Below are 24,730 nucleotides of genomic sequence, written 5' to 3' on the forward strand. Positions count from 1 at the left end.
TCAGGGCTTACGCGCTTTTTCTTGCCGCTTGTAGCTTATGGCTTGCCGCTGCGTCATTGCGATTTCCGGACCCGCAGGTACCACTCGGACAGCAGTCGTACCTGTTTGTCGGTGTAGCCCCGCTCGACCATCCGTGTGACGAAGTCGTTGTGCTTCTGCTGGTCCTCTTTGCTGGCCTTGGCATTGAAGCTGATGACAGGCAGGAGGTCCTCGGTGTTGGAGAACATTTTCTTCTCGATGACCACCCGCAGTTTTTCGTAGCTGAGCCAGGTCGGGTTCTTGCCATTGTTGTTGGCCCGGGCGCGCAAGACGAAGTTGACGATTTCGTTGCGGAAATCCTTCGGATTGCTGATGCCGGCCGGTTTTTCTATTTTCTCAAGCTCTTCGTTCAGCGCGACGCGGTTGAGGATTTCGCCGGTTTCCGGATCTCGGTATTCCTGGTCCTGGATCCAGAAGTCTGCGTACAGCACGTAGCGATCGAAGATGTTCTGGCCGTACTCGCTGTAAGACTCGAGGTAGGCAGTCTGGATCTCCTTGCCGATGAATTCGATATAACGCGGTGCCAGGTACTCCTTGAGGAAGCGTAGATAGCGTTCACGGGTCTCGGCCTGGAATTGTTCCTGTTCGATCTGTTGTTCCAGCACATAGAGCAAATGCACCGGGTTGGCGGCGATTTCGTGCGGATCAAAGTTGAAGACCTTGGACAGGATCTTGAACGCAAACCGGGTCGACAGACCGTTCATGCCTTCGTCGACACCGGCGTTGTCGCGGTATTCCTGGATCGACTTGGCTTTCGGATCCGTGTCTTTGAGGTTCTCGCCGTCATACACACGCATCTTGGAATAGATGTTGGAGTTTTCCGGCTCCTTGAGGCGTGAGAGCACGGTGAACTGGGCGAGCATTTTCAGGGTGTCGGGTGCGCAATGGGCCTTGGCCAGAGAGCTGTTGAACAGAAGCTTGTCGTAGATCTTCACCTCGTCGCTGACCCGCAGGCAGTACGGCACTTTGACGATATAGATCCGGTCGATGAAGGCTTCGTTGTTCTTGTTGTTGCGGAAGGTGTGCCATTCCGATTCGTTGGAGTGAGCCAGCAGGATCCCGGTAAACGGAATCGCCCCGAGGCCTTCGGTACTGTTGTAGTTGCCTTCCTGGGTGGCGGTCAGCAATGGGTGCAGCACCTTGATTGGCGCCTTGAACATTTCGACGAATTCCATCAGGCCCTGGTTGGCCCGGCACAGCGCGCCTGAATAGCTGTAGGCATCAGCGTCGTTCTGTGGGTATTCCTCCAGTTTGCGGATGTCGACCTTGCCCACCAGCGCCGAGATGTCCTGGTTGTTTTCATCGCCCGGTTCGGTTTTGGCCACCGCGATCTGGTTGAGGATCGACGGATAGAGTTTCACCACACGGAACTGGCTGATGTCACCGCCGAATTCGGCCAGGCGCTTGGTGGCCCATGGAGACATGATGGTATTGAGGTAGCGCCGCGGAATGCCGAAGTCTTCTTCGAGGATCGCACCATCTTCAGTGGCGTTGAACAGACCCAGCGGCGACTCGAATACCGGCGAGCCCTTGATGGCGTAGAAGGGCACTTTCTCGATCAGTTGTTTGAGCTTCTCGGCCAGGGACGATTTACCGCCACCGACGGGGCCGAGCAGATAGAGGATTTGTTTCTTCTCTTCCAGGCCCTGAGCGGCATGGCGGAAATACGACACGATCTGGTCTATGCATTCTTCCATCCCGTGGAAGTCTTCAAAGGCCGGATAGCGGCGGATCACCTTGTTGGAAAAGATTCGCGACAGTCTCGAGTTGGTCGAGGTGTCGAGCAGCTCCGGTTCTCCGATGGCCAGCAATAGACGCTCGGCGGCGGAGGCGTAGGCGCTGCGGTCCTGTTTGCACAGCTCAAGATACTCTTGCAGCGAAAGTTCTTCCTGGCGTGTGGACTCGAAGCGTTGTTGGAAGTGGCTAAAGATACTCATGACGTCACCTCGCTCGATACGTGGAGCCGACGCCGGATCATTCAGTCGATGCTGGCAGCAACCGGATATGCAGTCGCTGTTTACCCCCCAGAACTCTTTCGAAGCTGACGACCTCGAAAGCTACTCCCGATGACCCGCGCGCCGGTGTACCGGCTCTCCCCTGTTTTGGATGGCCTGCGCTTAAGGATAGTTGCTTATTCAGGAGGTAAAGGCGAGATACGTAATTAGTTGTGGCAGACCGTTCGTCTGCCACCGCGCGAGCCCACAGGGGACGGGGCTTGCACGTTACAAAAAAATTATTCGGAAGTGCCTTGCGCCGTTTCCGCAGGATAAGTCGTACGCCACAGCTCAAAACCGCCATCCATGCTGTACACGTCGGAAAAGCCCTGGCTGATCAGGTATGCGGCGGCGCCCTGGCTGGAATTGCCGTGATAGCAGACCACCACGGTCGGTGCGTCCAGATCGGCCGCCTGAATGAAGGCATGCAGGGAATGATTGTCCAGATGCTTCGAGCCGCTGATGTGCAGGGCGGCATAGGTCGCGGGGTCACGGACATCGACCACCACGGCGCCTTGTGCGCGCAGGGCCTGTGCCTGTTCTGGGGGGATACGTTTGAATTCGCTCATGGCGGGCTCCTGTGGCTCGGCTGAAAGCGCAGTCTAGCGCTGGGCGCTGGCTGGCGTTTGTTCGCTAGTTCGTGGGGCGATTGGCGGCGCGGCGGCATGGCCATGCTCGTCACATTTGCAGGACAGGCGTTCGCCGCTGTCGACGTTCATCATCGTCAGGGCACCGCCCCAGACGCAACCCGTGTCGAGCGCAGAGATGCCCGGTTCGTTGCACTGGCCTTCAAGCGCGGCCCAGTGCCCGAAAATGATTTTCACGCCTTTGGTCTTGCGTTCCTTGTGCTGGAACCAGGGTTTGTAGCCGGGTGGCGCAGTGCCCAGGCCTTCCTTGCTCTTGAGGTCCAGCTTGCCTTCGGCCGTACAGAAACGCATGCGGGTGAAATAGTTGGTGATCACCCGAAGGCGCGTGACGCCTCTGAGGTCGCTGTCCCATTTCGCCGGATCGTTGCCGTACATGCCGTCGAGGTAGGGCGGCAGCAGATTGTCGTCGCGCAGCGCCGTCTCGACCTCGGCGGCGTACTTCAGTGCTTTGCGCAGCGACCATTGCGGGGGAATACCGGCATGCACCAGCGCAACGTTACGTTGTTCGTCGTAATGCATGAGTTTTTGCTGGCGTAGCCATTCCAGCAGCTCGGCGCAATCGGGGGCTTCGATAATTTCGCGTAGGGTATCGGTTTTCTTCAGGCGTTCGATGTTCTTACCGGCGGCCAGCAGGTGCAGGTCATGGTTGCCGAGCACGCACACCAGCGATTCGCGGATGCTGTAGAGAAAACGCAGGGTTTCCAGCGACTGCGGGCCACGGTTGACCAGATCGCCCACCAGCCACAGACGATCCTTTGTCGGGTCGAACGCGACTTTTTTGAGCAGGCATTGCAGGGCTTCAAGGCAGCCTTGAAGGTCTCCGACGGCATACGTCGCCATCAGTGCAGGGCTCCGGGCACCGCCAGGCGGAATGGCGCGATAACGGCGTCAAAGTGTTTGCCGTCGTCGGCGATCATTTCATAAGTACCCTGCATCGTACCGACCTTGGAGGTCATGACGGTGCCGCTGCTGTAGGTATGGCTCTTGCCTGGTTCGATCAACGGTTGTTGGCCGACAACGCCCGCACCGCGAACCTCTTCGACATGTCCGTCGCCATCGGTGATGACCCAGTGCCGAGACAGCAGTTTGGCCGGTAGCTCGCCATTGTTATGCACGGTAATGGTGTAGGCAAAGGCGAAGCGGTTGTGCTCGGGTTGCGATTGTTCTGCCAGATAGCGGGTGACGACGCTGACGTCGACCTGATAACGAGGATCGGACATGCAAGAGGCCTTAAAAGCGAAGCGGGACGCGGGGCGTAGCTGATGGAGCTCAGTCTAGGCCAAGTATCGGGTAGTAAACCAGACATGGGCGCTGGTGTCCTACCCGATAACGCTCGTCGGCTGTCAGTCGACGGCGGGAGTAGCCAGGACTTGTTCGCTGAGCTTGTCGGCAAGGCGCACGAAGGCGGCAAGGTCGAGCTGCTCTGGGCGAAGGCTGCCGTCGACGCCGGCTGCCGTGATTTCGTCGTTGCTCAGCAGCAACTTGAGGGTATTGCGCAGGGTTTTGCGGCGCTGGTTGAAGGCTTCGCGCACAACACGCTCCAGCAGCTTGTGATCCTTGGCCGGGTGCGGCAGCACCGCGTGAGGCACCAGGCGCACGATGGCCGAATCGACTTTCGGTGGCGGATTGAACGCACCGGGGCCAACGTTGAACAGATGCTCAACCCGGCAGTGATACTGAACCATGATCGACAGACGACCCCAGTCACCGCCACCAGGGCCCGCCGCCATACGCTGGACCACTTCCTTTTGCAGCATGAAGTGCATGTCGCGAATCAGGCTGGCGTTGTGCAGCAAGTGAAAAATCAGCGGCGTAGAGATGTTATACGGCAGGTTGCCGACGACCCGAAGGCTGCCCGGGGCTGCGTTCAGGCTGTTGAAGTCAAACTTCAGTGCGTCGCCCTGATGCAGGTTGAAGTTGCTCTTGCTGGCGAACTGCTGATTGAGGATCGGGATCAGGTCTTTGTCCAGTTCCACCACGTCCAGTTGCGCGCCACTGCCCAGCAGGCCTTGGGTCAACGCACCCTGGCCCGGGCCGATTTCCAGCAGGCGGTCTTCAGGCTTGGCGTGGATGGAGCGCAGGATGCGGTCGATAACGCCGGCATCGTGCAGGAAGTTCTGGCCGAAACGCTTGCGCGCCCGGTGTTGGTAATGCTCGGTCATATACGGGTCTCGGCCATCTGGTAGGCGGTTTCCAAGGCGACTTGCAGGCTGCCGGTGTCGATGTTGCCGCTGCCGGCCAGATCCAGGGCAGTGCCGTGGTCGACCGATGTGCGGATGATCGGCAAGCCCAGGGTCACGTTGACTGCCGCGCCGAAGCCTTTGTATTTCAGCACAGGCAGGCCCTGGTCGTGGTACATCGCCAGCACCGCGTCGCAGTGCTCCAGATATTTGGGGGTAAACAGAGTGTCGGCGGGCAGGGGGCCGCGAAGGTCCATGCCCTCGCCGCGCAGGCGCTCTAATGTAGGTTCGATGATGTCGATTTCTTCATGGCCCAGATGTCCGCCTTCACCGGCGTGCGGGTTTAGCCCGCAGACCAGGATGCGTGGCCGGGCGATGCCGAACTTTTGTTGCAGGTCGGAGTACAGAGTGCGTGTGACCCGTTCCAGACGCTCAGGGGTGATTGCATCGGCAATCTCCCGAAGGGGCAGGTGAGTGGTGACCAGCGCCACGCGCAAGCCGCGGGTGGCAAGCATCATCACCACTTGTGCGGTATGGGTCAGGTCAGCGAGAAATTCGGTGTGCCCGGAGAAGGCAATGCCCGATTCATTGATCACGCCCTTGTGCACGGGGGCGGTGATCATGCCGGCGAAATGCCCGTCGAGGCAGCCTTGGCCCGCACGGGTCAGGGTTTCCAGAACGAAAGCCGCATTGGCCTTGTCCAGTTGCCCGGCGATGACCGGTGCATTGAGCGGGGTATCCCAGACATACAGGCTGTTGGCGGGTGCCGGGGCATCCGGCCAACTGTCCGGTGTTACCGGCAGCAAATCGACGACCACACCCAGCTGCGCGGCCCGCTCAAGGAGCAGGTCGCGGCTGGTTATGGCAATCAGGGGATGTGGCTGGGCTTGCGAGGCGAGCAGCAGGCACAGGTCAGGACCTATGCCGGCCGGTTCGCCGGGTGTCAGCGCGAAACGCTTGGGTTTCACTGCGCTGCCTGGTCTGCACCAGGGAGTTTGATCTCTACATACGCTTCGTCACGGATCTGACGCAGCCAGGTTTGCAGTTCTTCGTCGTATTTGCGGTTACGCAGTACGGTCATCGCCTGCTGCTCACGGGCCTGGGTCGTGCTGTCGGTGGCGCGGCGGCCAAGGACTTCCAGAACGTGCCAGCCGTATTGAGTCTGGAACGGCTTGGACAGCTGACCTTGCGGGGTCTTGGCCATCACTTCGCGGAACTCGGGCACCAATGCGTTCGGGTCGATCCAGTTCAGGTCGCCACCGTTGAGGGCGGAACCCGGGTCTTCCGAGAAGCTTTTCGCCAGTTCGCCGAAATCTTCGCCCGCTTCGATTCGGGTGTAGAGCGATTCAGCCAGGGCTTTGGTTTTTGCTTCGTCACGAATCGGGCTCGGCTTGACCAGGATGTGACGCACGTGCACTTCGTCACGGGTCTGGGTTTCACCGCCACGCTTGTCGAGGATCTTCAGGATGATGAAGCCCCCCGGCGTGCGCATTGGCTGGGTAATGTCGCCAACGGTCATGGTGCTCAACATGCGATCGAACGGAGGTGGCAATTGAGCGGCTTTACGCCAGCCCATGTCGCCGCCTTCCAGTGCGGTTTCGCTGGCGGATTTGGCGATTGCCAACTGACCGAAGTCAGCGCCTTGCTTGAGCTGCTGGTAAACCGCGTCCGCTTGCTTGGCTGCATTCTGAATTGCATCGGAGTTGGCGCTTTCCGGCGTAGGAATCAGGATGTTGGCCAGACGGAACTCTTCGGACAACTGCATTTTGCCGAGGTCGGAAGCGAGGAAGTTCTTCACTTCCTGTTCAGACACCTGAATGCGCTCGGCCACACGACGCTGGCGCACTCGGCTGATGATCATTTCGCGACGAATCTGGTCCCGTGCGTCCTCATAAGAGAGGCCGTCGCGAGTCAGGGCCGCACGGAACTGATCAATCGACATGTTATTGCGCTGGGCAATGGTGCCGACAGCCTGGTTCAGTTCTTCATCGGTAATGCGGATGCCGGAACGCTCGCCGATCTGCAATTGCAGGTTTTCGACGATCAGACGCTCAAGCACCTGCTGATCCAGCACGCCGGCCGGCGGAACCGCAGAACCGCGTTTGGCGATGGTTTGCTGAACTTCATGAACACGCTGGTCCAGTTGGCTCTGCATGACCACGTCGTTGTCGACGATGGCCACCACTTTATCGATGGACTGTACCGCGGCGTTCGCCGCAGTACCCAGGAACAGCGCGCCCAGCACTAGCGGGCGCAGACAATCAGAAAGCTTGGTCTTCACGTTCACGATAACCTTGGATGCCTTTGTCGAGGAAGCTCTCTACTTTGGCGCCGGTGAGGCCGCCGAGACCTTTCAGAACGATTTGTAGGAAGACGCCGTGGTCGCCTTTTTCGTTTTGTGGGGCGTCTTGGCTAAATTCGTCGTAGTCGACGAAGTAACGGTTGATCAGACGCAATTTCCAGCAGCAGTTGTCGTATTCGAAACCACCAAAGGCCTCCAAGGTACGGTTACGATTGTAATCATACTGCCAGCGGCTGATGGCGTTCCATTGCGGCACGATCGGCCAGATCACCGAGAAGTCGTGCTGTTGGATTTTGTAGTAGTCCTTCACGTAGCCAGGTTGGCCGGGGGTGCCGTAGTCACCGCCGCCCACCGACCACTTACCGGTGTTCTGGTCGTAACGGACTTGGTCATTACGATAGCGATAGCCGGCGTTGATGACCTTGTTCGGGTTGTCTTCAGGCTGGTAGTGGAACATCGCGCTACCCGAGCGCGGGCTGCGGCTGTCCGGGTCCCAGTTGTAGTCCGCCGTGGCTCGCCAGTCGCGGTTGAAACGATACCCATAGACCAGCGCATATGGAGATACATTGGCTTGCGCATCGTCGCGGGTTTTTGCATCGATACCAGGCAACTGAACTTCACGATCCTTGAAGTACAAAGCCTGCCCGATGCTGATGGTTTGGCGCTCGAAACCGTTGTCTTCAATCCAGCGACTGGTGATGCCCAGAGACAATTTATTCTCATCACCGACGCGGTCGGAACCCGAGAAGCGGTTGTCACGGAACAACGAGTCGTAGCTGAAGGTGTATTCACTAGTGTCGAAAACCGGAATGTCTTCCTGGTCTTTTTCAGGGACGTACAGGTAGAACAGGCGAGGTTCGAGCGTCTGGCGATAGTTTTTACCGAACCATTGTGTGTTGCGATCGAAATACAGACCGCTATCGATGCTTGCGATTGGCACACCACGGTTTTGGTTGCTACCGAAGGTGCCGTTGAGCTTGTCTTGCTCTGCGGTCTGTGCGTCGACTTGGCTTTTTCCGATTCCGTCCAGATCCAGTTGGTACTGTGTGTACTGGTACTTCAGAGTTGGCTTCAGGAAGCCATAGCTGGCATTCATCGGATAGCTGACAACCGGGGCGACATTCAGGCGATCACCGGTAGCACGTGCTAACCCGGTAACGTTTCTGTCGAGTCGCGGCGTTACATTGCCATCTTCGTCGGTAAAGTCCCCGTTCTTTAGGTCTCGGTCAAACCGCACGAGTTCCGTGTTATAGGCGAAATCAAGACCACCAGGGTGATACGGCAGCGCACCGTTGAAGGTAATTTGCGGCAGGCGATCGTACGGAGTGACGTTGGAAACGGTCGCCAGCTGATAGGCCTGGGCGTTGAGTCGAGCCGTGTAGCTGTCTCCACGGTACGTAACGGAACCCTGCTGGTTCACGTAATCTTCGCTTTTTACACCAATCTGATCAGTCTGCAGATCCTGGAAGTAATACGGATCGCTGATCTTAGTGTAATCAACCTGCGTGAGGACCCGCGAATCCAGACCACCCTTGTGCTGCCAGTTATACATGTAGCGGTTTTTCTGGTAGTCGGTCTGCTTGCTGCGATCGGTGTCTTCGTCGTTGAGGTACGCGGCGCCAAACTGACCTTCACTCGACTTGGTGAGGTAACGGAACTCGCCTTCCATCAACAAGCCGTGCTTGCTCATGTAGCGCGGGTACAACGTGGCATCGTAGTTCGGTGCCAGGTTGAAGTAATACGGTGTGACCAGCATGAAGCCGGTATCGCTGCCCGTGCCGATAGTCGGCGGCAGGAAGCCGGACTGGCGACGGTCATCGATCGGGAAATAGATGTACGGCGTGTACAGGACAGGAATGTCCTTGACCCGCAGTGTCACGTTGGTCGCGGTACCGAAGCCGGTCGCCGGGTTCAAGGTGATGTTGTTGCCCTTGAGCTGCCAGGCGTTGCTGTTCGGTTCGCACGTGGTGTACGTACCATCCTTGAGGCGGATGATCGCGTTTTCAGCACGTTTGGCGTACAGCGCGTTACCGCGGATACGGGATTTGTGCATCACGTATTCGGCGTTATCGACCTTGGCTTCACCGGTATCGAGCTGCACGTCGGCGTGGTCGCCCACGATCAGTGCGCCGTTGTCGCGAATGCGCACGTTGCCGCTCAGTTCGCCACGGCTCTCGGCCTGGTAAAGATTCGCTTCGTCGGCTTCAACCTGCATGCTGCCCTGACGCATGACGACGTCACCGGCCAGGGTCGCGACTTGCTCTTCCTGCTTATAGCGGGAGGCTTTCGCGCCGATAAAGGTTGGAGCGTCACTTTTATCCGTCTTGTCATTCATGCCAGGACGAATCGGTTCGATATAGGAACCAGAGCAGTAAGGACCGGTCTCGGCCAGTTGCGCTGCCGTGAGGTTCTCGCGCGGAACCCAGTCGAGGTGACTGTAGTCTGCACTACGCGACTTCAGGCCGCGGCCTTTGGACTCGGTAACCAGCACAGGCTTGGCGCCAGTGTCTTCACTGGTGCCACTTTCGGACGCAGGTTCGCCGGTGGCGGAAACTGCGCTGCCGTCATGGACGGGACGCGGAGGCAATGCCGCCGCTGGCGCTTTTGGCGCACAGTCCCAGGCACCCGAAGCAGAGACTGAGCAGTCATACTGTTCCGCGGCGACCACGAAAGAAGTGGCTAGGGGTTGCAGGGCCAGCAGACTGCCGGTAACCAACAACGGAAATTTTTTACGAAACGCGGGGGATTTCAATGCCATCTTATTAGTCCGGGCTTCCTGCGTGCCATCTGCCCGCGGTGTGGGCCGCACGCCTCTCGATGGTCTGAAAAAGATGCTGGATAATAAAGCATGACCCGCTTGACGGCTAGCGCCGTCGGAGACCCTTGCAATGCCTGACCAAGATGTACGTTTGCAACACCTGAAAGTTTGGCTCGATGAGCAGTTGGCTATTCTCTTTGCAGAACAGGGCTGGGGCGTCGTACCCCCGGCCACATTGACCGCGGCCAGTAGTGACGCGAGTTTTCGGCGCTATTTCCGCTGGGAAGGCGAAGGCAGAAGTTTCGTCGTGATGGACGCGCCACCGCCCCAGGAAAACTGCAAACCCTTCGTGGATATCGCTTTTTTGTTGGCGAAGTCCGGAATAAATGTGCCGAAAATTTATGCCGAAGACCTCGAACGCGGATTTCTTTTGCTCAATGACTTGGGCAACAAGACTTATCTGGACGTGATCGACAGCGAAAACGCCGACGATTTGTTCAAGGATGCCCTGCAAGCATTGCTGGCTTTCCAGCAATTGCCGATGGTCGCGCCGTTGCCGAGTTACGACGTGGCTTTGCTGCGTCGTGAGCTGGAGCTGTTCCCCGAGTGGTACGTGAAGCGCGAGTTGGGCATCGAATTCGACTCGGCGCAGCAAATGCTCTGGCAGCACGTGACTGAGCTGCTGATCGACAGCGCCCTGGCCCAGCCTAAAGTGCTGGTGCATCGCGACTATATGCCTCGCAACCTGATGCTCAGCGAGCCGAACCCCGGCGTGCTGGATTTCCAGGACGCGGTCTACGGCCCGGTGACCTACGACGTCACTTGCCTGTTCAAGGACGCTTTCCTCAGTTGGCCCGAGGAGCGTGTGCACGCCTGGCTGGAAAATTACTGGCAGCAAGCGGGTGCGCTCGGCATTCCCGTGCAGCCTGATTTCGAAGACTTCCTGCGCGCCAGCGACCTGATGGGCGTGCAGCGTCACCTGAAAGTGATCGGCATTTTCGCCCGCATCTGTCATCGCGACGGCAAGCCGCGCTACCTGGCCGATGTGCCGCGCTTCTTTGCTTATATAGATGCAGTGATCGCCCGCCGTCCTGAGCTGGCCGAGCTGGATGTGTTGCTGCTGAGCCTGCGTGCTGGAGCCCCTGCATGAAGGCGATGATCCTGGCGGCCGGCAAAGGCGAGCGCATGCGCCCGCTGACCCTGACCACACCCAAACCGCTGGTTCGTGCTGGCGGCGTGCCTCTGATCGAGTACCACTTGAAAGCCCTGGCAAACGCCGGGTTTACCGAGATTGTGATCAACCACGCCTGGCTCGGTCAGCAGATCGAAAGCTACTTGGGTGACGGCTCGCAATACGGCCTGCGTATTCAGTACTCACCGGAAGGAGACCCACTGGAAACCGGCGGCGGTATCTTCCGCGCATTGCCTCTGCTGGGCGATGAAGCATTCCTGGTGGTCAATGGTGACATCTGGACTGACTACGACTTCAGCGTGCTGCATCAACCCATCGCCGGGTTGGCGCACCTGGTGCTGGCGGACAATCCGGCCCATCACCCGACCGGCGATTTCACGCTGGTCGACGGGCAAGTGCGCGACGGTCAGCCCGACGCCGACACCCTGACCTACAGCGGCATTGCCGTGCTGCATCCGCAACTGTTCGACGGTTGCTCGGCCGGCGCCTTCAAACTGGCGCCGTTGCTGCGCAAAGCGATGGCGGATGGACAGGTTACCGGCGAACGCCTGAGCGGACACTGGGTGGATGTCGGCACGCACGAACGCCTGGCTGAAGTTGAAACCCTGATAGAAGCGAGACGCTGAGATGCTGTGGCCAGGGACTCTGATTGGAGCCGGAGCGGGCTTTGTCATAGCCAGCATTCCGGGGGCCATGCTCGGTGCTTTGCTGGGACAGGCGCTGGATCGGCGCTTGCACCTGCAAAGCTGGGGGCATTTGCGTGAAAAGCTCGGCGGTCGTCCGATGCTGCGCAACGATGAACTGTTGTTCGTGTTGCTGGGACGGTTGGCCAAGAGCGATGGACGCGTGGTGGATGGTCACATCCAGCAGGCTCGCCAGGAAATGCGTGCGCTGGAAATGACCGAACCGGCGCAGCGTCGTGCCATTGCCGCGTTCAATCGCGGCAAGTCGGGCCGTGACCGGTTGCGCGGGTATCTGCGGCGCTTGAGTGCTCAGCCCCACGCCGCGGAAGGCGTATTGCGCGCCTGTTGGCGCATGGTTTGGGCCGATGGGCGTGCGGGGAACAATGAACGTGAATTGCTGGCCCTGTGGGGCAAGTGGCTGGGCTGGACGCCGCAACAAGTACTGGCGCTGGCGGCCGACTACGATCAGCACAAGCGACCGCAGGTCAGCAGCACCCTGACTTATCAGGATGCCTTGCAGCTGTTGGGGGTGTCCGCGACCAGCGAGCCGGCGCAGATAAAGCGTGCCTATCGACGCCTGCTCAGTCGCCATCACCCGGACAAGATTGCCGGCAGCGGTGCAACGGCGTTGCAGGTGCGTGAGGCGACGGACAAGACTCGCGAACTGCATACGGCTTATACGTTGATTCGTGAGCGGCGGGATTTTCGGTAGCTGGAAAGATTCGTGTCGCCAGGGATACCGTCTTCGCGGGCAAGCCTCGCTCCTACAGGTTTCGCGTCATACAACACAGAACCTGTAAGAGCTAGGCTTGCTCGCGATGGGGGCGACGCGGTCTTTCAGTCCGCCGCCTTCTGCGGATTCAACCACCCGCGCACCCGGCGCACCAGTTGCTCTTGCTCTGCCCTGGCATTACCGGGCAACGCCTTGAGCGATACCTGGCTGAACGCTGAAGACTTCAAGCGCTTGCTGGCCTGCATCCGTGCCAGTGCTGCGTTGCGATCCAGCGGCTTATCCATGTAGAAGATATCTGCCGTCGGCAGCTTCAGTGTCGGCGTCAGCTCGACCAGTTCGGGTTTCGCCGCGGCAGGCGTCTGTGCCGCGACCATCACAAATTTTTCCACTTGCGACGGCTGCTTCTCGCTCAGATAACGCGCGGCCCAATAAGCGCCTGTGCCATGGCCCAACACCACGATGCTGCGAGCGCTTTGCTGTTCGGCATACGCAATGGCCGCATCAATTCGAGCAAAGATGCGTTCGGCGGCGGCCTTTGACTGTTCCTCGGTGGTTTCGGCGATGGCCTTGTCGGCTACTTCCGCTTCACCACCTGCCGCTTGCTCGATGGGAGCGGCCGTAGTCGAGTCCTTGCTGCCGGTTTCCGGCGCCTTGAGCGTTGGCGGCATTTCCATGACGCGTGGCGCAATGGCGTCGCTTTGCACGTCCGGCAAGGTGATACTCAGGCTGCTCCACTTCGCGTCGGGCAATTTGTTACGCAACGGGCTGATTGCTTGCGGCCAGTCAACGGTTTCACCTGCGCCTGGGATGATAATCACCGCGCCTTTGGGCTCGGCGGTGTTGGCCGGTTTCCACAGCGCAAGGAAGGTGTCGGCGCCGGCTTGCAGCTGTTGCTGTTCCTGCGCGGGGATTTTTCGCTCAAGTGCTGTCGTTTCTTCCTGACTACGCTCAAGCAGTGGCTGGCGTTCGACCGGTTTTTCTTCTGCGGGTTTTTCCGCAGCGGCAGGTGCCGGGTCGGCCGCCTCGACGGAAAAGGCGCAAGGCAGGATCAGCGACAGGCACAATGCTGGCAATGCCAGGCGGTAGACAGGGGGCATCGGATATTCCAGGCCAGAAGTTATTCCGGCAGCCTAATGGGTTGGTCAGTATTTGTCAGTGTGTGAGACTTCGATGATGCGTTTTCGCTGCCTGTGGGTTATCGGCTGTTTGTGGTTTCCCTTGATGAGTTGGGCGGCTTCCGCGCCACCGACGCACGTCGCGCCCCTGTCGCTCCAGCAACAACAGTGGCTGGCAGTGCACGGAGAATTGCGTGTCGGGCTGGTGCTGCAGGCGCCTTACGCGCAATACGATCGCCGCTTGCAGCGCCTGTCGGGGGTCAACGTCGAGTTGATGAAATGGCTGGCCAAAGCGCTCAAGGTCGAGCTGAGCTGGCGTAATTTCCCCGACCTTGCGCAACTGGAAGCCGCCGCGCGCGAGGGTGAAATCGACATCGCTCCCGGGCTGACCCAAACCCCCGCCGGCCTGCGGTTCTGGCAATTCTCCGACCCCTACATGCGGGTGCCGCAACTGGTGGTCAGTGACCAGAAAAGCACCGGCGCCGTGGAGCTGGAAAAACTCGACAGCCAAACCCGCGTCGCTGTGCGCATGCCCAGTGCGACGGCTGACTATCTGCGCGGCAACTATCCCCACCTGAACCTGCAAGGCGTACCGACCGAGCGCCAGGCATTGCAATTGTTGCTGAGTCAGCAGGCCGGTTATGCCGTGGTCGATGAAGCGCAATTGGGGCGGCTGTCCGTCGAGCCTGAATTTGCCGGGCTGGTCGTGGTGGGTGACATCGGCTTGCCGCAATTGCTGCGAGTAGCCACGCGGCGGGATCAACCGGAACTGGCCGGCATCGTCGAAAGCGCGCTGCGGGCGATCCCGGCCAAGGACCTGGAGCAACTGCACAACCAATGGCTGCAACCCAAATACCCGCGCCTGACCGAGACCCCGGGCTTCTGGCAAAACCTCAGCCTGTTGATGGCGGTGTTGATGTTGAGCAGCATGGCCATCGTGTTCTGGCAGCGCCGCCAACAACACAGTCTGGAACAGCGACTATTGGAGGCGCGCGAGGACATCGCCCTGCGCGAGGCCAGCGAAGAGGCGTTGCGCCTCACGCAATTTTCCATCGATCAGAGCACCGTCGGCATACTCTGGGTCAATTGGGACAGCCACGTGCGCTACGCCAACCGCGCGGCCGAAACCATGCTCGGGTATCCGGTCGGCGGCATCATGGATCGGCCGCTGATCGACTTTGAGCCGGGCCTGCACATGGATCGCTGGCTGAACCTGTGGAAGCGTGCCCGGGCCAGCGAAGAAGGGCCGCAAAGTTTCGAAACCAACTGTGTGCGAGCGGATGGCAGCATCCTGCCGACCGATGTTTCGTTGAGCTTTATGCGCTTTCGTGGTGGTGAATACCTGGTGGTCTACCTCAACGACGTCACCGAACGTCGTCGCGCCCTGGCGGCGTTGCAGGAAAGCGAAGCGCGGTTGCAGGGGATTGCGGCCAACGTTCCGGGATTGGTCTTCCGCCTTGAGCGGGCGCCGGTGACAGGGCAGATCGACTTTGCCTACATCAGCGAAGGCAGCGAGAGCCTGTCGGGTTATTCGCCGGCGACCCTGGCCCACCGTGACAAAGGCCTGCGCAGCCTGGTGCACCCGGACGACAAGGCCAGCTATCACCAGACTCAGGACCATGCGCTGGACACCGACAGTGACTGGTCGTGGCAGGGGCGGATTCTTACTCGTTCGGGCGAGCAGCGCTGGGCCGAGATCAAGGCCATCACTCGTCGGCTCGAAGATGGCGCCTATGTCTGGGACGGGATTGTCTGGGACATCAGCGAGAGCAAGCGCATCGAGCTGGAACTGGCCAGTTCCCGTGAGCAACTGCGTGAGCTGTCCGCTCACCTGGAGAGCGTGCGCGAAGAGGAAAAAGCGCGCATCGCCCGGGAAGTTCACGATGAACTGGGTCAGATGCTCACCGTACTGAAGCTGGAAACCTCCATGTGCGAATTGGCCTACGCCCAGCTCGACCCTGGTCTGAACGAGCGCTTGAACAGCATGAAACGCCTGATTGCGCAGCTGTTCCAGCTGGTGCGCGATGTGGCGACCGCGCTGCGACCACCGATTCTCGATGCCGGGATCGCCTCGGCGATCGAGTGGCAGGCCCGGCGCTTCGAGGCGCGCACGCAGATTCCATGTCTGGTGCAGGTGCCGGAGAACCTGCCGGTGCTCAGTGATGCCAAGGCGATTGGGCTGTTCCGAATCCTTCAGGAAGCGCTGACCAATGTCATGCGGCATGCCCAGGCGCATACTGTCGAACTGACATTGACGCTGGAAGGTGACGAGTTGTGTCTGACGGTGAGCGATGATGGCGTAGGATTTGTCCCCGCCACGGGCAGGGCAACGTCCTTCGGTGTGGTCGGCATGCGTGAGCGGGTGTTGATCATGGGCGGGCGGTTGTCGCTGGAGAGTGAGCCGGGGGAGGGCACCACGTTGAGTGTGCGAGTGCCGGTGGATGAGGGCTGAAGTCTTCGTGGTGACTTTGCTTTCGTCATCGCGAGCAGGCTCGCTCCCACAGGGATTCGGGCAGGTGCGCAGATAGCTGATATACCCCGTAGTCCACTTTAGGAGCGAGCTTGCCCGAGAATGATCTTGGCTCTTACATAAAAAGAATGGAGAAGACTGTGATCCGTGTACTGGTAGCCGAAGACCACACCATCGTCCGTGAAGGCATCAAGCAGTTGATTGGCCTGGCCAAGGACTTGCTGGTGGTAGGGGAGGCGAGCAATGGCGAGCAGTTGCTCGAAACCTTGCGGCATGTGCCCTGCGAAGTGGTGTTGCTGGACATCTCCATGCCTGGCGTCAATGGCCTGGAAGCGATTCCAAGGATTCGTGCGTTGAACAATCCGCCGGCCATCCTGGTGTTGTCGATGCACGACGAGGCACAAATGGCTGCCCGGGCATTAAAGGTCGGCGCCGCGGGTTATGCGACCAAGGACAGCGATCCGGCGCTGTTGCTGACAGCGATCCGCAAGGTCGCTGCGGGCGGTCGCTACATTGACCCGGACCTGGCGGACCGCATGGTCTTCGAAGTCGGCCTGACCGATTCGCGGCCGTTGCACTCATTGCTCTCGGAGCGTGAGTTCTCGGTGTTCGAACGCCTGGCCCAGGGCGCCAACGTTAACGATATCGCCCAGCAACTGGCCCTGAGCAGCAAAACCATCAGCACCCATAAGGCGCGGCTGATGCAAAAGCTCAACATCACCTCACTGGCGGAACTGGTGAAGTACGCGATGGAACACAAACTCCTCTAGATCTGAATGCGATCCCCTGTAGGCGCGAGGCTTGCCCGCGAAGCTTTTAGCGCCAGCGCGGGCGCCTTCGCGGGCAAGCCTCGTTCCTACAGGAATCTCGTCGTCATATCCATTTGCGACATCCTGAAATCCCGCTTTTGCCCATTTTTGCCGCTTGTAGCTGCAAATCACCGTTGCACCTGCCCATCCCCGCCATCCTTGTAGGGCAATCCCTACACCCAACCTTCCATCCCGCTGAGGCGATTCTCTCCTGCGCCCCGATTTGCGCGGTCGGCAGCGTCCACTAGGCTTAGTCCACAGCAGTCATCAACAAAAAAGGTGTGGGTATGAGCCAGGTCGATTCAAACGCAGGGGCCAGTGACATTCTGGTCAGCTTTCGTGGAGTGCAAAAAAGCTACGACGGCGAGAACCTGATCGTCAAAGACCTCAACCTGGAGATTCGCAAAGGCGAGTTCCTCACCTTGCTCGGGCCTTCCGGCTCCGGCAAGACCACCAGCCTGATGATGCTCGCCGGTTTCGAAACACCCACCGCCGGCGAAATCCAGCTGGCCGGACGCTCCATCAACAACGTACCGCCGCACAAGCGGGACATCGGCATGGTGTTCCAGAACTACGCGTTGTTCCCGCACATGACCGTCGCCGAGAACCTGGCGTTCCCGCTGACCGTGCGCGGCTTGAACAAGAGCGATGTCAGTGACCGGGTCAAGCGTGTGCTGAGCATGGTTCAGCTCGACGCCTTCGCCCAGCGCTACCCGGCACAACTGTCCGGCGGTCAGCAACAGCGTGTGGCCCTGGCCCGCGCATTGGTGTTCGAACCGCAACTGGTGCTGATGGACGAACCCCTCGGCGCACTGGACAAACAGCTGCGTGAACACATGCAGATGGAAATCAAACACCTGCACCAGCGCCTCGGCGTGACCGTGGTCTATGTGACTCACGACCAGGGCGAAGCCCTTACCATGTCCGACCGCGTGGCGGTGTTCCATCAGGGCGAGATCCAGCAGATCGCCGCGCCGCGCACCCTCTATGAAGAGCCGAAAAACACCTTCGTCGCCAATTTCATCGGCGAGAACAACCGCCTCAACGGCCGCTTGCACAGCCAGACCGGCGACCGCTGCATCGTCGAGCTCGGCCGCGGTGAAAAGGTTGAAGCCCTGGCGGTCAACGTCGGCAAAACCGGCGAACCGGTCACGCTGTCGATTCGCCCGGAACGCGTAAGCCTCAACGGCTCCAGCGAGTCCTGCGTCAACCGCTTCTCAGGGCGGGTAGCGGAATTCATCTATCTGGGCGACCACGTCCGGGTTCGCCTGGAAGTCTGCGGCAAGACCGACTTCTTCGTGAAACAACCGATTGCCGAGCTTGATCCCGCGCTGGCTGTCGGCGACGTGGTACCGCTTGGCTGGCAGGTCGAACACGTTCGCGCGCTCGACCCCCTTCTAGAGGCGAACTGATCGCCCCGGCTACACCAACACCAACCCTGCACGTGGAGAGAACAATAAATGTTGAGATCCCTGAAATTCACCGCTTTGGTCATGGGCATGATCGGTGCGGCACACGCGATGGCGGCGGGCCCGGATTTGACCGTGGTGTCCTTTGGCGGGGCGAACAAGGCGGCGCAGGTCAAGGCCTTCTACGCACCGTGGGAAGCGGCAGGCAACGGCAAGATCGTGGCTGGCGAATACAACGGTGAGATGGCCAAGGTAAAAGCCATGGTCGACACCAAGAGCGTGTCCTGGGACCTGGTGGAAGTTGAGTCGCCAGAACTGTCTCGCGGTTGCGACGAAGACATGTTCGAGCAACTTGATCCTGCGCTGTTCGGCAAATCCGAAGATTACGTCAAGGGCGCGATCCAGCCTTGCGGCGTAGGTTTCTTCGTGTGGTCGACCGTGTTGGCCTACAACGCCGACAAACTGGCCTCGGCACCGACCAGCTGGGTGGATTTCTGGGACACCAAAAAATTCCCGGGCAAGCGCGGCCTGCGTAAAGGCGCCAAGTACACCCTGGAATTCGCACTGATGGCCGACGGCGTTGCGCCGAAAGACGTCTACAAAGTGCTGGCCGGCAAAGACGGTCAGGACCGTGCATTCAAGAAGCTCGATGAGCTCAAGCCAAGCATTCAGTGGTGGGAAGCCGGCGCACAACCGCCGCAATACCTCGCGTCCGGTGACGTGGTCATGAGCTCGGCCTACAACGGCCGGATCGCCGCCGTGCAGAAAGAAAGCAACCTGAAAGTCGTGTGGAACGGCGGTATCTACGACTTCGACGCATGGGCTATCCCGAAAGGTCTGGACGCCAAGCGCGCCGAAGCGGCGAAGAAATTCATCGCGTTCTCGGTGGCGCCGCAGCAGCAGAAGACCTACTCGGAAAACATCGCTTACGGCCCGGCCAACATTCAAGCCGTACCGTTGTTGGCCAAGGATGTCCTGAAAGACATGCCGACCACCCCGGAAAACATCGCCAACCAGGTGCAGATCGACGTCAGCTTCTGGGCTGACAACGGCGAGCAACTGGAGCAGCGCTTCAATTCCTGGGCTGCCAAATAAGCAAGTCACACAGGACGACGGTTCTGCGGATGATCGTTCCCACGCTTTGCGTGGGAATGCCGCCCGGGATGCTCCGCGTCCCTGTGACGCAGAGCGTGGGAACGGTCAGTCCCCTGTAGGAGCGAGGCTTGCCCGCGAAGGCGGCGTGTCAGTCAGCATTAATGTTGAATGTGCCGACGTTTTCGCGGGCAAGCCTCGCTCCTACAGGGGTGATATGTAGTTATCAGGAACAGAGGTGGCTTGCCTGCCTCTGCAACGATCAAAGATTTCCGGAGTACGCCATGGCCACCGCCATTCCCCTGAACGCGGGCACTGACCCCACCTTGAAGCAGCGGCTCAAGCACGCCGAGCGGATCAACCGCTGGAAGGCCCAGGCCTTGATCGCGCCCTTGGTGCTGTTTCTGTTGCTGGTGTTCCTGGTGCCGATCGTGGCGCTGCTCTACAAAAGCGTTGGTAACCCAGAAGTGGTCGGCGGCATGCCGCGCACTGTGGCGGCCATCGCCAGTTGGGACGGCCGCGGCCTGCCCGCCGAGCCGGTGTACAAAGCGGCCAGCGAAGACCTCGCTGAAGCGCGCAAGAATCAGACCCTGGGCGACTTGTCCAAGCGCTTGAACATGGAGTTGGCCGGCTACCGCAGCCTGCTGACCAAAACCGCCCGCGCCTTGCCGTTCGCCTCTGAACCGGCCTCTTATAAAGAAGCGCTGGAAGGCCTCGACGAACGCTGGGGCGACCCGGCCTATTGGCAAGCGGTGCGCCGCAATACCAGCAACATCACACCGTACTATTTGCTGGCGGCTGTCGATCATCGCATCGACGACCTCGGCGAAATCGCACCGGCCACGCCTGACCAGGCGATCTACCTCGACATCTTCGCCCGCACGTTCTGGATGGGCCTGATCATCACCGTGATCTGCTTGTTGCTGGCATATCCCTTGGCTTACTTGCTGGCGAACCTGCCGTCACGCCAAAGTAATCTGCTGATGATTCTGGTGTTGTTGCCTTTTTGGACCTCAATCCTGGTCCGGGTGGCCGCGTGGATCGTGTTACTGCAATCGGGTGGCTTGATCAACAGCGGCCTGATGGCGCTGGGCATCATCGATAAACCCCTGGAGTTGGTGTTCAACCGCACAGGCGTTTACATCTCCATGGTGCACATCCTGCTGCCGTTCATGATTCTGCCGATCTACAGCGTGATGAAAGGCATTTCGCCGACCTACATGCGCGCCGCGATTTCCCTCGGCTGCCACCCGTTCGCCAGTTTCTGGCGGGTGTACTTCCCGCAGACCTATGCCGGTGTCGGCGCCGGTTGCCTGTTGGTGTTCATCCTCGCCATCGGCTACTACATCACCCCGGCGTTGCTGGGCAGCCCGAACGATCAGATGGTCAGCTACTTCGTCGCCTTCTACACCAACACCAGCATCAACTGGGGCATGGCGACCGCACTCGGTGGGCTGCTGCTGTTGGCGACCGTGGTGCTTTATCTGATTTACAGCTGGCTGGTGGGCGCCAGTCGCCTGCGCCTGAGCTAAGGGGAGAATGAAATGCTGAGTCCTTATATGTCGCCCATTGAGCGGGTGTGGTTCTACAGCTTGCGGATTCTCTGCGGCTTGATTCTGTTGTTCCTGATTCTGCCGGTGCTGGTGATCATTCCGCTGTCGTTCAACTCGGGCAGTTTCCTGGTCTATCCGCTGCAAGGCTTCTCGCTGCACTGGTATCAGGACTTCTTCGCCTCGGCGGAATGGATGCGGGCATTGAGGAACAGCATCATCGTCGCTCCGGCGGCGACGGTGCTGGCGATGATCTTCGGAACGCTGGCGGCGATTGGCCTGACTCGGGGTGATTTCCCGGGCAAGGCGCTGGTCATGGCCCTGGTGATTTCGCCGATGGTGGTGCCGGTAGTGATCATCGGTGTGGCGAGCTACCTGTTCTTTGCGCCGTTAGGCCTGGGCAACAGCTTCTTCTCGCTGATCGTGGTGCATGCGGTGTTGGGCGTGCCGTTCGTGATCATTACTGTTTCGGCGACCTTGCAGGGGTTCAACCATAACCTGGTGCGCGCCGCCGCCAGTCTGGGGGCTTCGCCGCTGACGGCGTTCCGCAGGGTGACGTTGCCGCTGATTGCGCCGGGTGTGATCTCGGGTGCGCTGTTTGCCTTCGCGACGTCGTTCGATGAAGTGGTGGTGACGCTGTTCCTCGCCGGTCCCGAACAAGCGACCTTGCCTCGGCAGATGTTCAGCGGGATCCGCGAAAACCTCAGCCCGACGATTGCCGCTGCAGCAACCCTGCTGATCGCCTTCTCGGTGATCCTGTTGCTGACCCTCGAGTGGCTGCGTGGCCGCAGCGAAAAACTGCGCACCGCCCAGGTCTAATCCCACACACCATCCCCTGTGGGGGCGAGCCTGCTCGCGATGACGGACTGACATTCAATCTTGATGTCGACTGATACTCCGCTATCGCGAGCAGGCTCGCTCCCACAGGAGTTCAAGGTGTTTCGGGATGTTGGGTCATTCACAACCTGAATAGCAGACAAACCCCAATCCCCAGCTACTATTGTGCCCAGCTCCCCTATTTATAAGAGGCTGCGCACGATGAGTCTTTCCTCTTTCAAGATTGCTCACAAACTGATCACCGGCGCAGGTGCCATTGAGCAGTTGGCCGCCGAACTCACCCGCCTGGATATCGACAACCCGCTGATCGTCACCGACGCGGCGCTGGTCAAGTCCGGCACGGTCGAGCTGGCGCTGGCGCAGTTGGGCGATCGATCCTACGAAATTTTCGACCGTGTGCTGCCAGACCCGGAAATCGACATCGTCGAAGACTGCATGCGGGTTTACCGCGAGGGCGGGCATGACGGTCTGATTGGCCTCGGCGGCGGCAGCGCCATCGACATCGCCAAAAGCGTCGCGGCCTACGCCGGTTACCACGGTGCGCTGGAGGATTTGTTTGGTGTGGATCAGGTGCCGCGCAAAGGTCCGCCGCTGATCGCCATCCCGACCACGGCCGGCACCGGTTCGGAGGTGACCAATGTGGCGATCCTCTCCGACAAGGTCGCGCAATTGAAGAAAGGGATTGTCAGCGACTACCTATTGCCGGACGTGGCGCTGGTCAGTCCGCAAATGACCCTGACCTGCCCACGCAGCGTCACCGCCGCCAGCGGTGTCGACGCGCTGGTGCATGCCATCGAATCCTACCTGTCGGTCAACGCCTCGCCGATCACCGATGCCCTGGCCATCGGCGCCATCAAGCTGATCGCCAAAGCGCTGCCCAAGGCCTATGCCAACCCGTCCAACCTGCAAGCCCGCGAAGACATGGCCACCGCCAGCCTGATGGCCGGCATGGCCTTCGGTAATGCCGGGGTCGGCGCGGTGCATGCGCTGGCGTATCCGCTGGGCGGGCGTTTCAACATCGCTCATGGTGTCAGCAACGCCTTGCTGCTGCCGTATGTCATGACGTGGAACAAGATGGCCTGCGTCGAGCGTATGCAGGATATTGCCGAAGCCATGGGGGTGAGGACTGTCCATCTGAGCGCCAACGAAGCAGCGGACAAAGCCGTCGAGGCAATGACCGCATTGTGCGCGGCGGTAGAGATTCCGTCAGGTCTGCGCAGTTTCGGTGTGCCCGAGGATGCGATCCCGGCCATGGCCGTGGAAGCGGCGGGGATCGAGCGCCTGATGCGCAACAATCCACGTAAATTGAGCGCCGTCGATATCGAGAAGATCTACCGAGCGGCGTACTGATCATCGCGGCCACGTCGCGCGCGTCAAAGCATGAGGTATACAATGCGCGCCATCGTGATTCTGCTCAAAAAAGGTGCGTCATGCAGCCCTTCGTCATTGCTCCGTCGATTCTCTCCGCCGACTTCGCCCGCCTGGGTGAAGAAGTGGACAACGTCCTGGCCGCCGGCGCCGACTTCGTGCACTTCGATGTCATGGACAACCACTATGTGCCAAACCTGACCATCGGCCCGATGGTTTGCGCCGCGCTGCGCAAATACGGGGTGACCGCGCCGATTGACGCGCACCTGATGGTCAGCCCGGTGGACCGCATTGTCGGTGACTTCATCGAGGCCGGCGCGACCTACATCACCTTCCACCCCGAAGCCACGCAGCACGTCGACCGTTCCCTGCAACTGATCCGCGAGGGCGGCTGCAAGTCCGGCCTGGTGTTCAACCCGGCGACGCCGCTGGACGTACTCAAGTACGTGATGGACAAGGTCGACATGATTCTGCTGATGAGCGTCAACCCGGGCTTCGGCGGGCAGAAGTTCATTCCCGGCACCCTCGACAAGCTGCGTGAAGCACGCGCGCTGATCGATGCCTCCGGCCGTGACATCCGCCTGGAAATCGACGGCGGCGTCAACGTGAACAACATCCGTGAAATCGCTGCGGCTGGCGCGGACACCTTCGTCGCCGGTTCGGCGATCTTCAATGCACCGAACTACCAAGAGGTGATTGAAAAGATGCGTTCCGAACTGGCGTTGGCTCGTCCATGAGTGGCTTTGAGCAGCTGTTTCCGGGGCGTCTGCCACGGCTGGTGATGTTCGATCTGGATGGCACGCTGGTCGATTCGGTCCCGGACCTCGCTGTGGCCGTGGATAACATGCTGCTCAAACTGGGGCGTCAACCCGCCGGCATCGAGTCGGTGCGTGAATGGGTCGGCAATGGCGCGCCGGTGCTGGTCCGCCGTGCGCTGGCCGGCGGCATCGACCATTCGGCGGTCGACGATGGCGAAGCCGAGGGCGCGCTGGATATCTTCATGGAGGCTTACAGCGAGAGCCATGATCTGACCGTGGTCTATCCCGGCGTGCGTGACACCCTGAAATGGCTGCACAAGCAGGGTGTCGAAATGGCGCTGATCACCAATAAGCCGGAGCGCTTCGTCGCGCCACTGCTGGATCAGATGAAAATCGGCCGTTACTTCAAATGGATCATCGGCGGCGACACCTTGCCGCAGAAGAAACCTGACCCGGCCGCGCTGTTTTTCGTGATGAAAATGGCCAACATCCCGGCCTCGCAGTCGCTGTTTGTAGGCGACTCACGCAGCGATGTGCTGGCGGCGAAAGCGGCAGGGGTCAAGTGCGTGGCCCTCAGCTACGGCTACAACCACGGTCGGCCGATTTCGGAAGAGTCGCCGGCGCTGGTGATCGATGATCTGCGCAAGCTAATTCCCGGTTGCCTGGATCCAGCCTCTGAGATAACGTTGCCCGACGTTGCTCAATCCCCTTCTGGAAACGTCATCGTGGTGGTCACTCGCAAACTCTGGATGAAAGTCATCAAGGCCCTGGCCCGCTGGCGTTGGCGCGCCTGA

The 24,730-nt window shown here is 59.9% G+C and carries 21 protein-coding genes; 12 read left to right on the forward strand and 9 right to left on the reverse strand.

Going from position 1 to position 24,730, the window contains the following annotated elements; translation table 11 throughout:
* Positions 1 to 53: 53 nt before the first annotated feature.
* The 8 genes from AB4N91_RS29730 to AB4N91_RS29765 all read right to left on the reverse strand — a co-directional run bounded on the left by AB4N91_RS29730 (position 54) and on the right by AB4N91_RS29765 (position 9,920).
* A complete protein-coding gene (locus AB4N91_RS29730; protein ID WP_010467160.1) occupies positions 54 to 1,976 on the reverse strand; it encodes a PrkA family serine protein kinase in 1,923 nt (640 codons plus the stop codon).
* Between the two features lie 296 nt (positions 1,977 to 2,272).
* Positions 2,273 to 2,602 (reverse strand): thiosulfate sulfurtransferase GlpE, encoded by a 330-nt coding sequence (gene glpE / locus AB4N91_RS29735; RefSeq protein ID WP_077747310.1) that lies wholly within the window; start codon positions 2,600 to 2,602, stop codon positions 2,273 to 2,275.
* Between the two features lie 33 nt (positions 2,603 to 2,635).
* Positions 2,636 to 3,520 (reverse strand): symmetrical bis(5'-nucleosyl)-tetraphosphatase, encoded by an 885-nt coding sequence (locus AB4N91_RS29740; RefSeq protein ID WP_154912892.1) that lies wholly within the window; start codon positions 3,518 to 3,520, stop codon positions 2,636 to 2,638.
* Positions 3,520 to 3,900 (reverse strand): Co2+/Mg2+ efflux protein ApaG, encoded by a 381-nt coding sequence (gene apaG / locus AB4N91_RS29745; protein WP_010467163.1) that lies wholly within the window; start codon positions 3,898 to 3,900, stop codon positions 3,520 to 3,522. The genes AB4N91_RS29740 and apaG overlap by 1 nt, the downstream gene beginning before the upstream one ends.
* Positions 3,901 to 4,023: 123 nt before the next feature.
* Positions 4,024 to 4,842: a 16S rRNA (adenine(1518)-N(6)/adenine(1519)-N(6))-dimethyltransferase RsmA gene (gene rsmA, locus AB4N91_RS29750; protein WP_154912891.1), complete on the reverse strand. Its 819-nt coding sequence runs from the start codon at positions 4,840 to 4,842 to the stop codon at positions 4,024 to 4,026.
* A complete protein-coding gene (pdxA, locus tag AB4N91_RS29755) occupies positions 4,839 to 5,828 on the reverse strand; it encodes a 4-hydroxythreonine-4-phosphate dehydrogenase PdxA (RefSeq protein WP_154912890.1) in 990 nt (329 codons plus the stop codon). The genes rsmA and pdxA overlap by 4 nt, the downstream gene beginning before the upstream one ends.
* Complete coding sequence (gene surA / locus AB4N91_RS29760; RefSeq protein ID WP_010467166.1) at positions 5,825 to 7,141, reverse strand: peptidylprolyl isomerase SurA; 1,317 nt, start codon at positions 7,139 to 7,141, stop codon at positions 5,825 to 5,827. Before surA ends, pdxA begins: the two co-directional genes overlap by 4 nt.
* Entirely contained in the window at positions 7,122 to 9,920 is a 2,799-nt protein-coding gene (locus tag AB4N91_RS29765; protein ID WP_154501914.1) for an LPS-assembly protein LptD, read from the reverse strand. Before AB4N91_RS29765 ends, surA begins: the two co-directional genes overlap by 20 nt.
* Positions 9,921 to 10,050: 130 nt before the next feature.
* On the opposite strand from AB4N91_RS29765, the gene AB4N91_RS29770 reads away from it, so the two are divergent.
* From AB4N91_RS29770 to AB4N91_RS29780, 3 genes are read left to right on the forward strand one after another with little or no spacing between them, the layout of a single operon-like run.
* On the forward strand, positions 10,051 to 11,070 hold the full coding sequence (locus tag AB4N91_RS29770; protein WP_077747314.1) for an aminoglycoside phosphotransferase family protein: 1,020 nt from the start codon (positions 10,051 to 10,053) through the stop codon (positions 11,068 to 11,070).
* Positions 11,067 to 11,738: an N-acetylmuramate alpha-1-phosphate uridylyltransferase MurU gene (gene murU, locus AB4N91_RS29775; RefSeq protein WP_154912889.1), complete on the forward strand. Its 672-nt coding sequence runs from the start codon at positions 11,067 to 11,069 to the stop codon at positions 11,736 to 11,738. The genes AB4N91_RS29770 and murU overlap by 4 nt, the downstream gene beginning before the upstream one ends.
* 1 nt (position 11,739) lies before the next feature.
* Positions 11,740 to 12,507: a TerB family tellurite resistance protein gene (locus AB4N91_RS29780; protein WP_010467172.1), complete on the forward strand. Its 768-nt coding sequence runs from the start codon at positions 11,740 to 11,742 to the stop codon at positions 12,505 to 12,507.
* 125 nt (positions 12,508 to 12,632) lie between these two features.
* Here AB4N91_RS29780 and AB4N91_RS29785 read toward each other — a convergent pair whose 3' ends face one another.
* Complete coding sequence (locus tag AB4N91_RS29785) at positions 12,633 to 13,625, reverse strand: alpha/beta hydrolase family protein (RefSeq protein ID WP_010467174.1); 993 nt, start codon at positions 13,623 to 13,625, stop codon at positions 12,633 to 12,635.
* Positions 13,626 to 13,698: 73 nt separating this feature from the next.
* Between AB4N91_RS29785 and AB4N91_RS29790 the strand changes: the two genes are divergently transcribed.
* The 9 genes from AB4N91_RS29790 (at position 13,699) to AB4N91_RS29830 (ending at position 24,730) form a co-directional block, all read left to right on the forward strand.
* Positions 13,699 to 16,095, forward strand: a complete 2,397-nt coding sequence (locus AB4N91_RS29790) for a PAS domain-containing sensor histidine kinase (protein ID WP_102595381.1) — start codon at positions 13,699 to 13,701, stop codon at positions 16,093 to 16,095.
* Between the two features lie 146 nt (positions 16,096 to 16,241).
* The gene (locus AB4N91_RS29795) at positions 16,242 to 16,883 is read left to right on the forward strand and encodes a response regulator (RefSeq protein WP_154501908.1); all 642 of its coding nucleotides are present in this window, start codon (positions 16,242 to 16,244) and stop codon (positions 16,881 to 16,883) included.
* 326 nt (positions 16,884 to 17,209) lie between these two features.
* Complete coding sequence (locus AB4N91_RS29800) at positions 17,210 to 18,334, forward strand: ABC transporter ATP-binding protein (RefSeq protein WP_010467179.1); 1,125 nt, start codon at positions 17,210 to 17,212, stop codon at positions 18,332 to 18,334.
* Between the two features lie 48 nt (positions 18,335 to 18,382).
* On the forward strand, positions 18,383 to 19,426 hold the full coding sequence (locus tag AB4N91_RS29805) for an ABC transporter substrate-binding protein (RefSeq protein ID WP_010467181.1): 1,044 nt from the start codon (positions 18,383 to 18,385) through the stop codon (positions 19,424 to 19,426).
* 281 nt (positions 19,427 to 19,707) lie between these two features.
* A complete protein-coding gene (locus tag AB4N91_RS29810; protein ID WP_083375643.1) occupies positions 19,708 to 20,955 on the forward strand; it encodes an ABC transporter permease in 1,248 nt (415 codons plus the stop codon).
* Positions 20,956 to 20,967: 12 nt separating this feature from the next.
* Entirely contained in the window at positions 20,968 to 21,792 is an 825-nt protein-coding gene (locus tag AB4N91_RS29815) for an ABC transporter permease (protein WP_010467184.1), read from the forward strand.
* A 219-nt stretch (positions 21,793 to 22,011) separates the two neighbouring features.
* Entirely contained in the window at positions 22,012 to 23,160 is a 1,149-nt protein-coding gene (locus tag AB4N91_RS29820) for an iron-containing alcohol dehydrogenase (protein WP_154912888.1), read from the forward strand.
* An 80-nt stretch (positions 23,161 to 23,240) separates the two neighbouring features.
* Positions 23,241 to 23,915 (forward strand): ribulose-phosphate 3-epimerase, encoded by a 675-nt coding sequence (rpe, locus tag AB4N91_RS29825; protein ID WP_008035979.1) that lies wholly within the window; start codon positions 23,241 to 23,243, stop codon positions 23,913 to 23,915.
* Entirely contained in the window at positions 23,912 to 24,730 is an 819-nt protein-coding gene (locus AB4N91_RS29830) for a phosphoglycolate phosphatase (protein WP_102595487.1), read from the forward strand. Before rpe ends, AB4N91_RS29830 begins: the two co-directional genes overlap by 4 nt.

The organism is Pseudomonas sp. H3_D04, assembly GCF_054669175.1.

Excerpts from the sequence above, each read along its gene's own strand:
- AB4N91_RS29730 (WP_010467160.1), bottom strand. The coding sequence starts at position 1,976 with ATGAGTATCTTTAGCCACTTCCAACAACGCTTCGAGTCCACACGCCAG.
- glpE (WP_077747310.1), bottom strand. The coding sequence starts at position 2,602 with ATGAGCGAATTCAAACGTATCCCCCCAGAACAGGCACAGGCCCTGCGC.
- AB4N91_RS29740 (WP_154912892.1), bottom strand. The coding sequence starts at position 3,520 with ATGGCGACGTATGCCGTCGGAGACCTTCAAGGCTGCCTTGAAGCCCTG.
- apaG (WP_010467163.1), bottom strand. The coding sequence starts at position 3,900 with ATGTCCGATCCTCGTTATCAGGTCGACGTCAGCGTCGTCACCCGCTAT.
- rsmA (WP_154912891.1), bottom strand. The coding sequence starts at position 4,842 with ATGACCGAGCATTACCAACACCGGGCGCGCAAGCGTTTCGGCCAGAAC.
- AB4N91_RS29765 (WP_154501914.1), bottom strand. The coding sequence starts at position 9,920 with ATGGCATTGAAATCCCCCGCGTTTCGTAAAAAATTTCCGTTGTTGGTT.
- AB4N91_RS29770 (WP_077747314.1), top strand. The coding sequence starts at position 10,051 with ATGCCTGACCAAGATGTACGTTTGCAACACCTGAAAGTTTGGCTCGAT.
- murU (WP_154912889.1), top strand. The coding sequence starts at position 11,067 with ATGAAGGCGATGATCCTGGCGGCCGGCAAAGGCGAGCGCATGCGCCCG.
- AB4N91_RS29780 (WP_010467172.1), top strand. The coding sequence starts at position 11,740 with ATGCTGTGGCCAGGGACTCTGATTGGAGCCGGAGCGGGCTTTGTCATA.
- AB4N91_RS29785 (WP_010467174.1), bottom strand. The coding sequence starts at position 13,625 with ATGCCCCCTGTCTACCGCCTGGCATTGCCAGCATTGTGCCTGTCGCTG.
- AB4N91_RS29790 (WP_102595381.1), top strand. The coding sequence starts at position 13,699 with ATGATGCGTTTTCGCTGCCTGTGGGTTATCGGCTGTTTGTGGTTTCCC.
- AB4N91_RS29795 (WP_154501908.1), top strand. The coding sequence starts at position 16,242 with ATGGAGAAGACTGTGATCCGTGTACTGGTAGCCGAAGACCACACCATC.
- AB4N91_RS29800 (WP_010467179.1), top strand. The coding sequence starts at position 17,210 with ATGAGCCAGGTCGATTCAAACGCAGGGGCCAGTGACATTCTGGTCAGC.
- AB4N91_RS29805 (WP_010467181.1), top strand. The coding sequence starts at position 18,383 with ATGTTGAGATCCCTGAAATTCACCGCTTTGGTCATGGGCATGATCGGT.
- AB4N91_RS29810 (WP_083375643.1), top strand. The coding sequence starts at position 19,708 with ATGGCCACCGCCATTCCCCTGAACGCGGGCACTGACCCCACCTTGAAG.
- AB4N91_RS29815 (WP_010467184.1), top strand. The coding sequence starts at position 20,968 with ATGCTGAGTCCTTATATGTCGCCCATTGAGCGGGTGTGGTTCTACAGC.
- AB4N91_RS29820 (WP_154912888.1), top strand. The coding sequence starts at position 22,012 with ATGAGTCTTTCCTCTTTCAAGATTGCTCACAAACTGATCACCGGCGCA.
- rpe (WP_008035979.1), top strand. The coding sequence starts at position 23,241 with ATGCAGCCCTTCGTCATTGCTCCGTCGATTCTCTCCGCCGACTTCGCC.
- AB4N91_RS29830 (WP_102595487.1), top strand. The coding sequence starts at position 23,912 with ATGAGTGGCTTTGAGCAGCTGTTTCCGGGGCGTCTGCCACGGCTGGTG.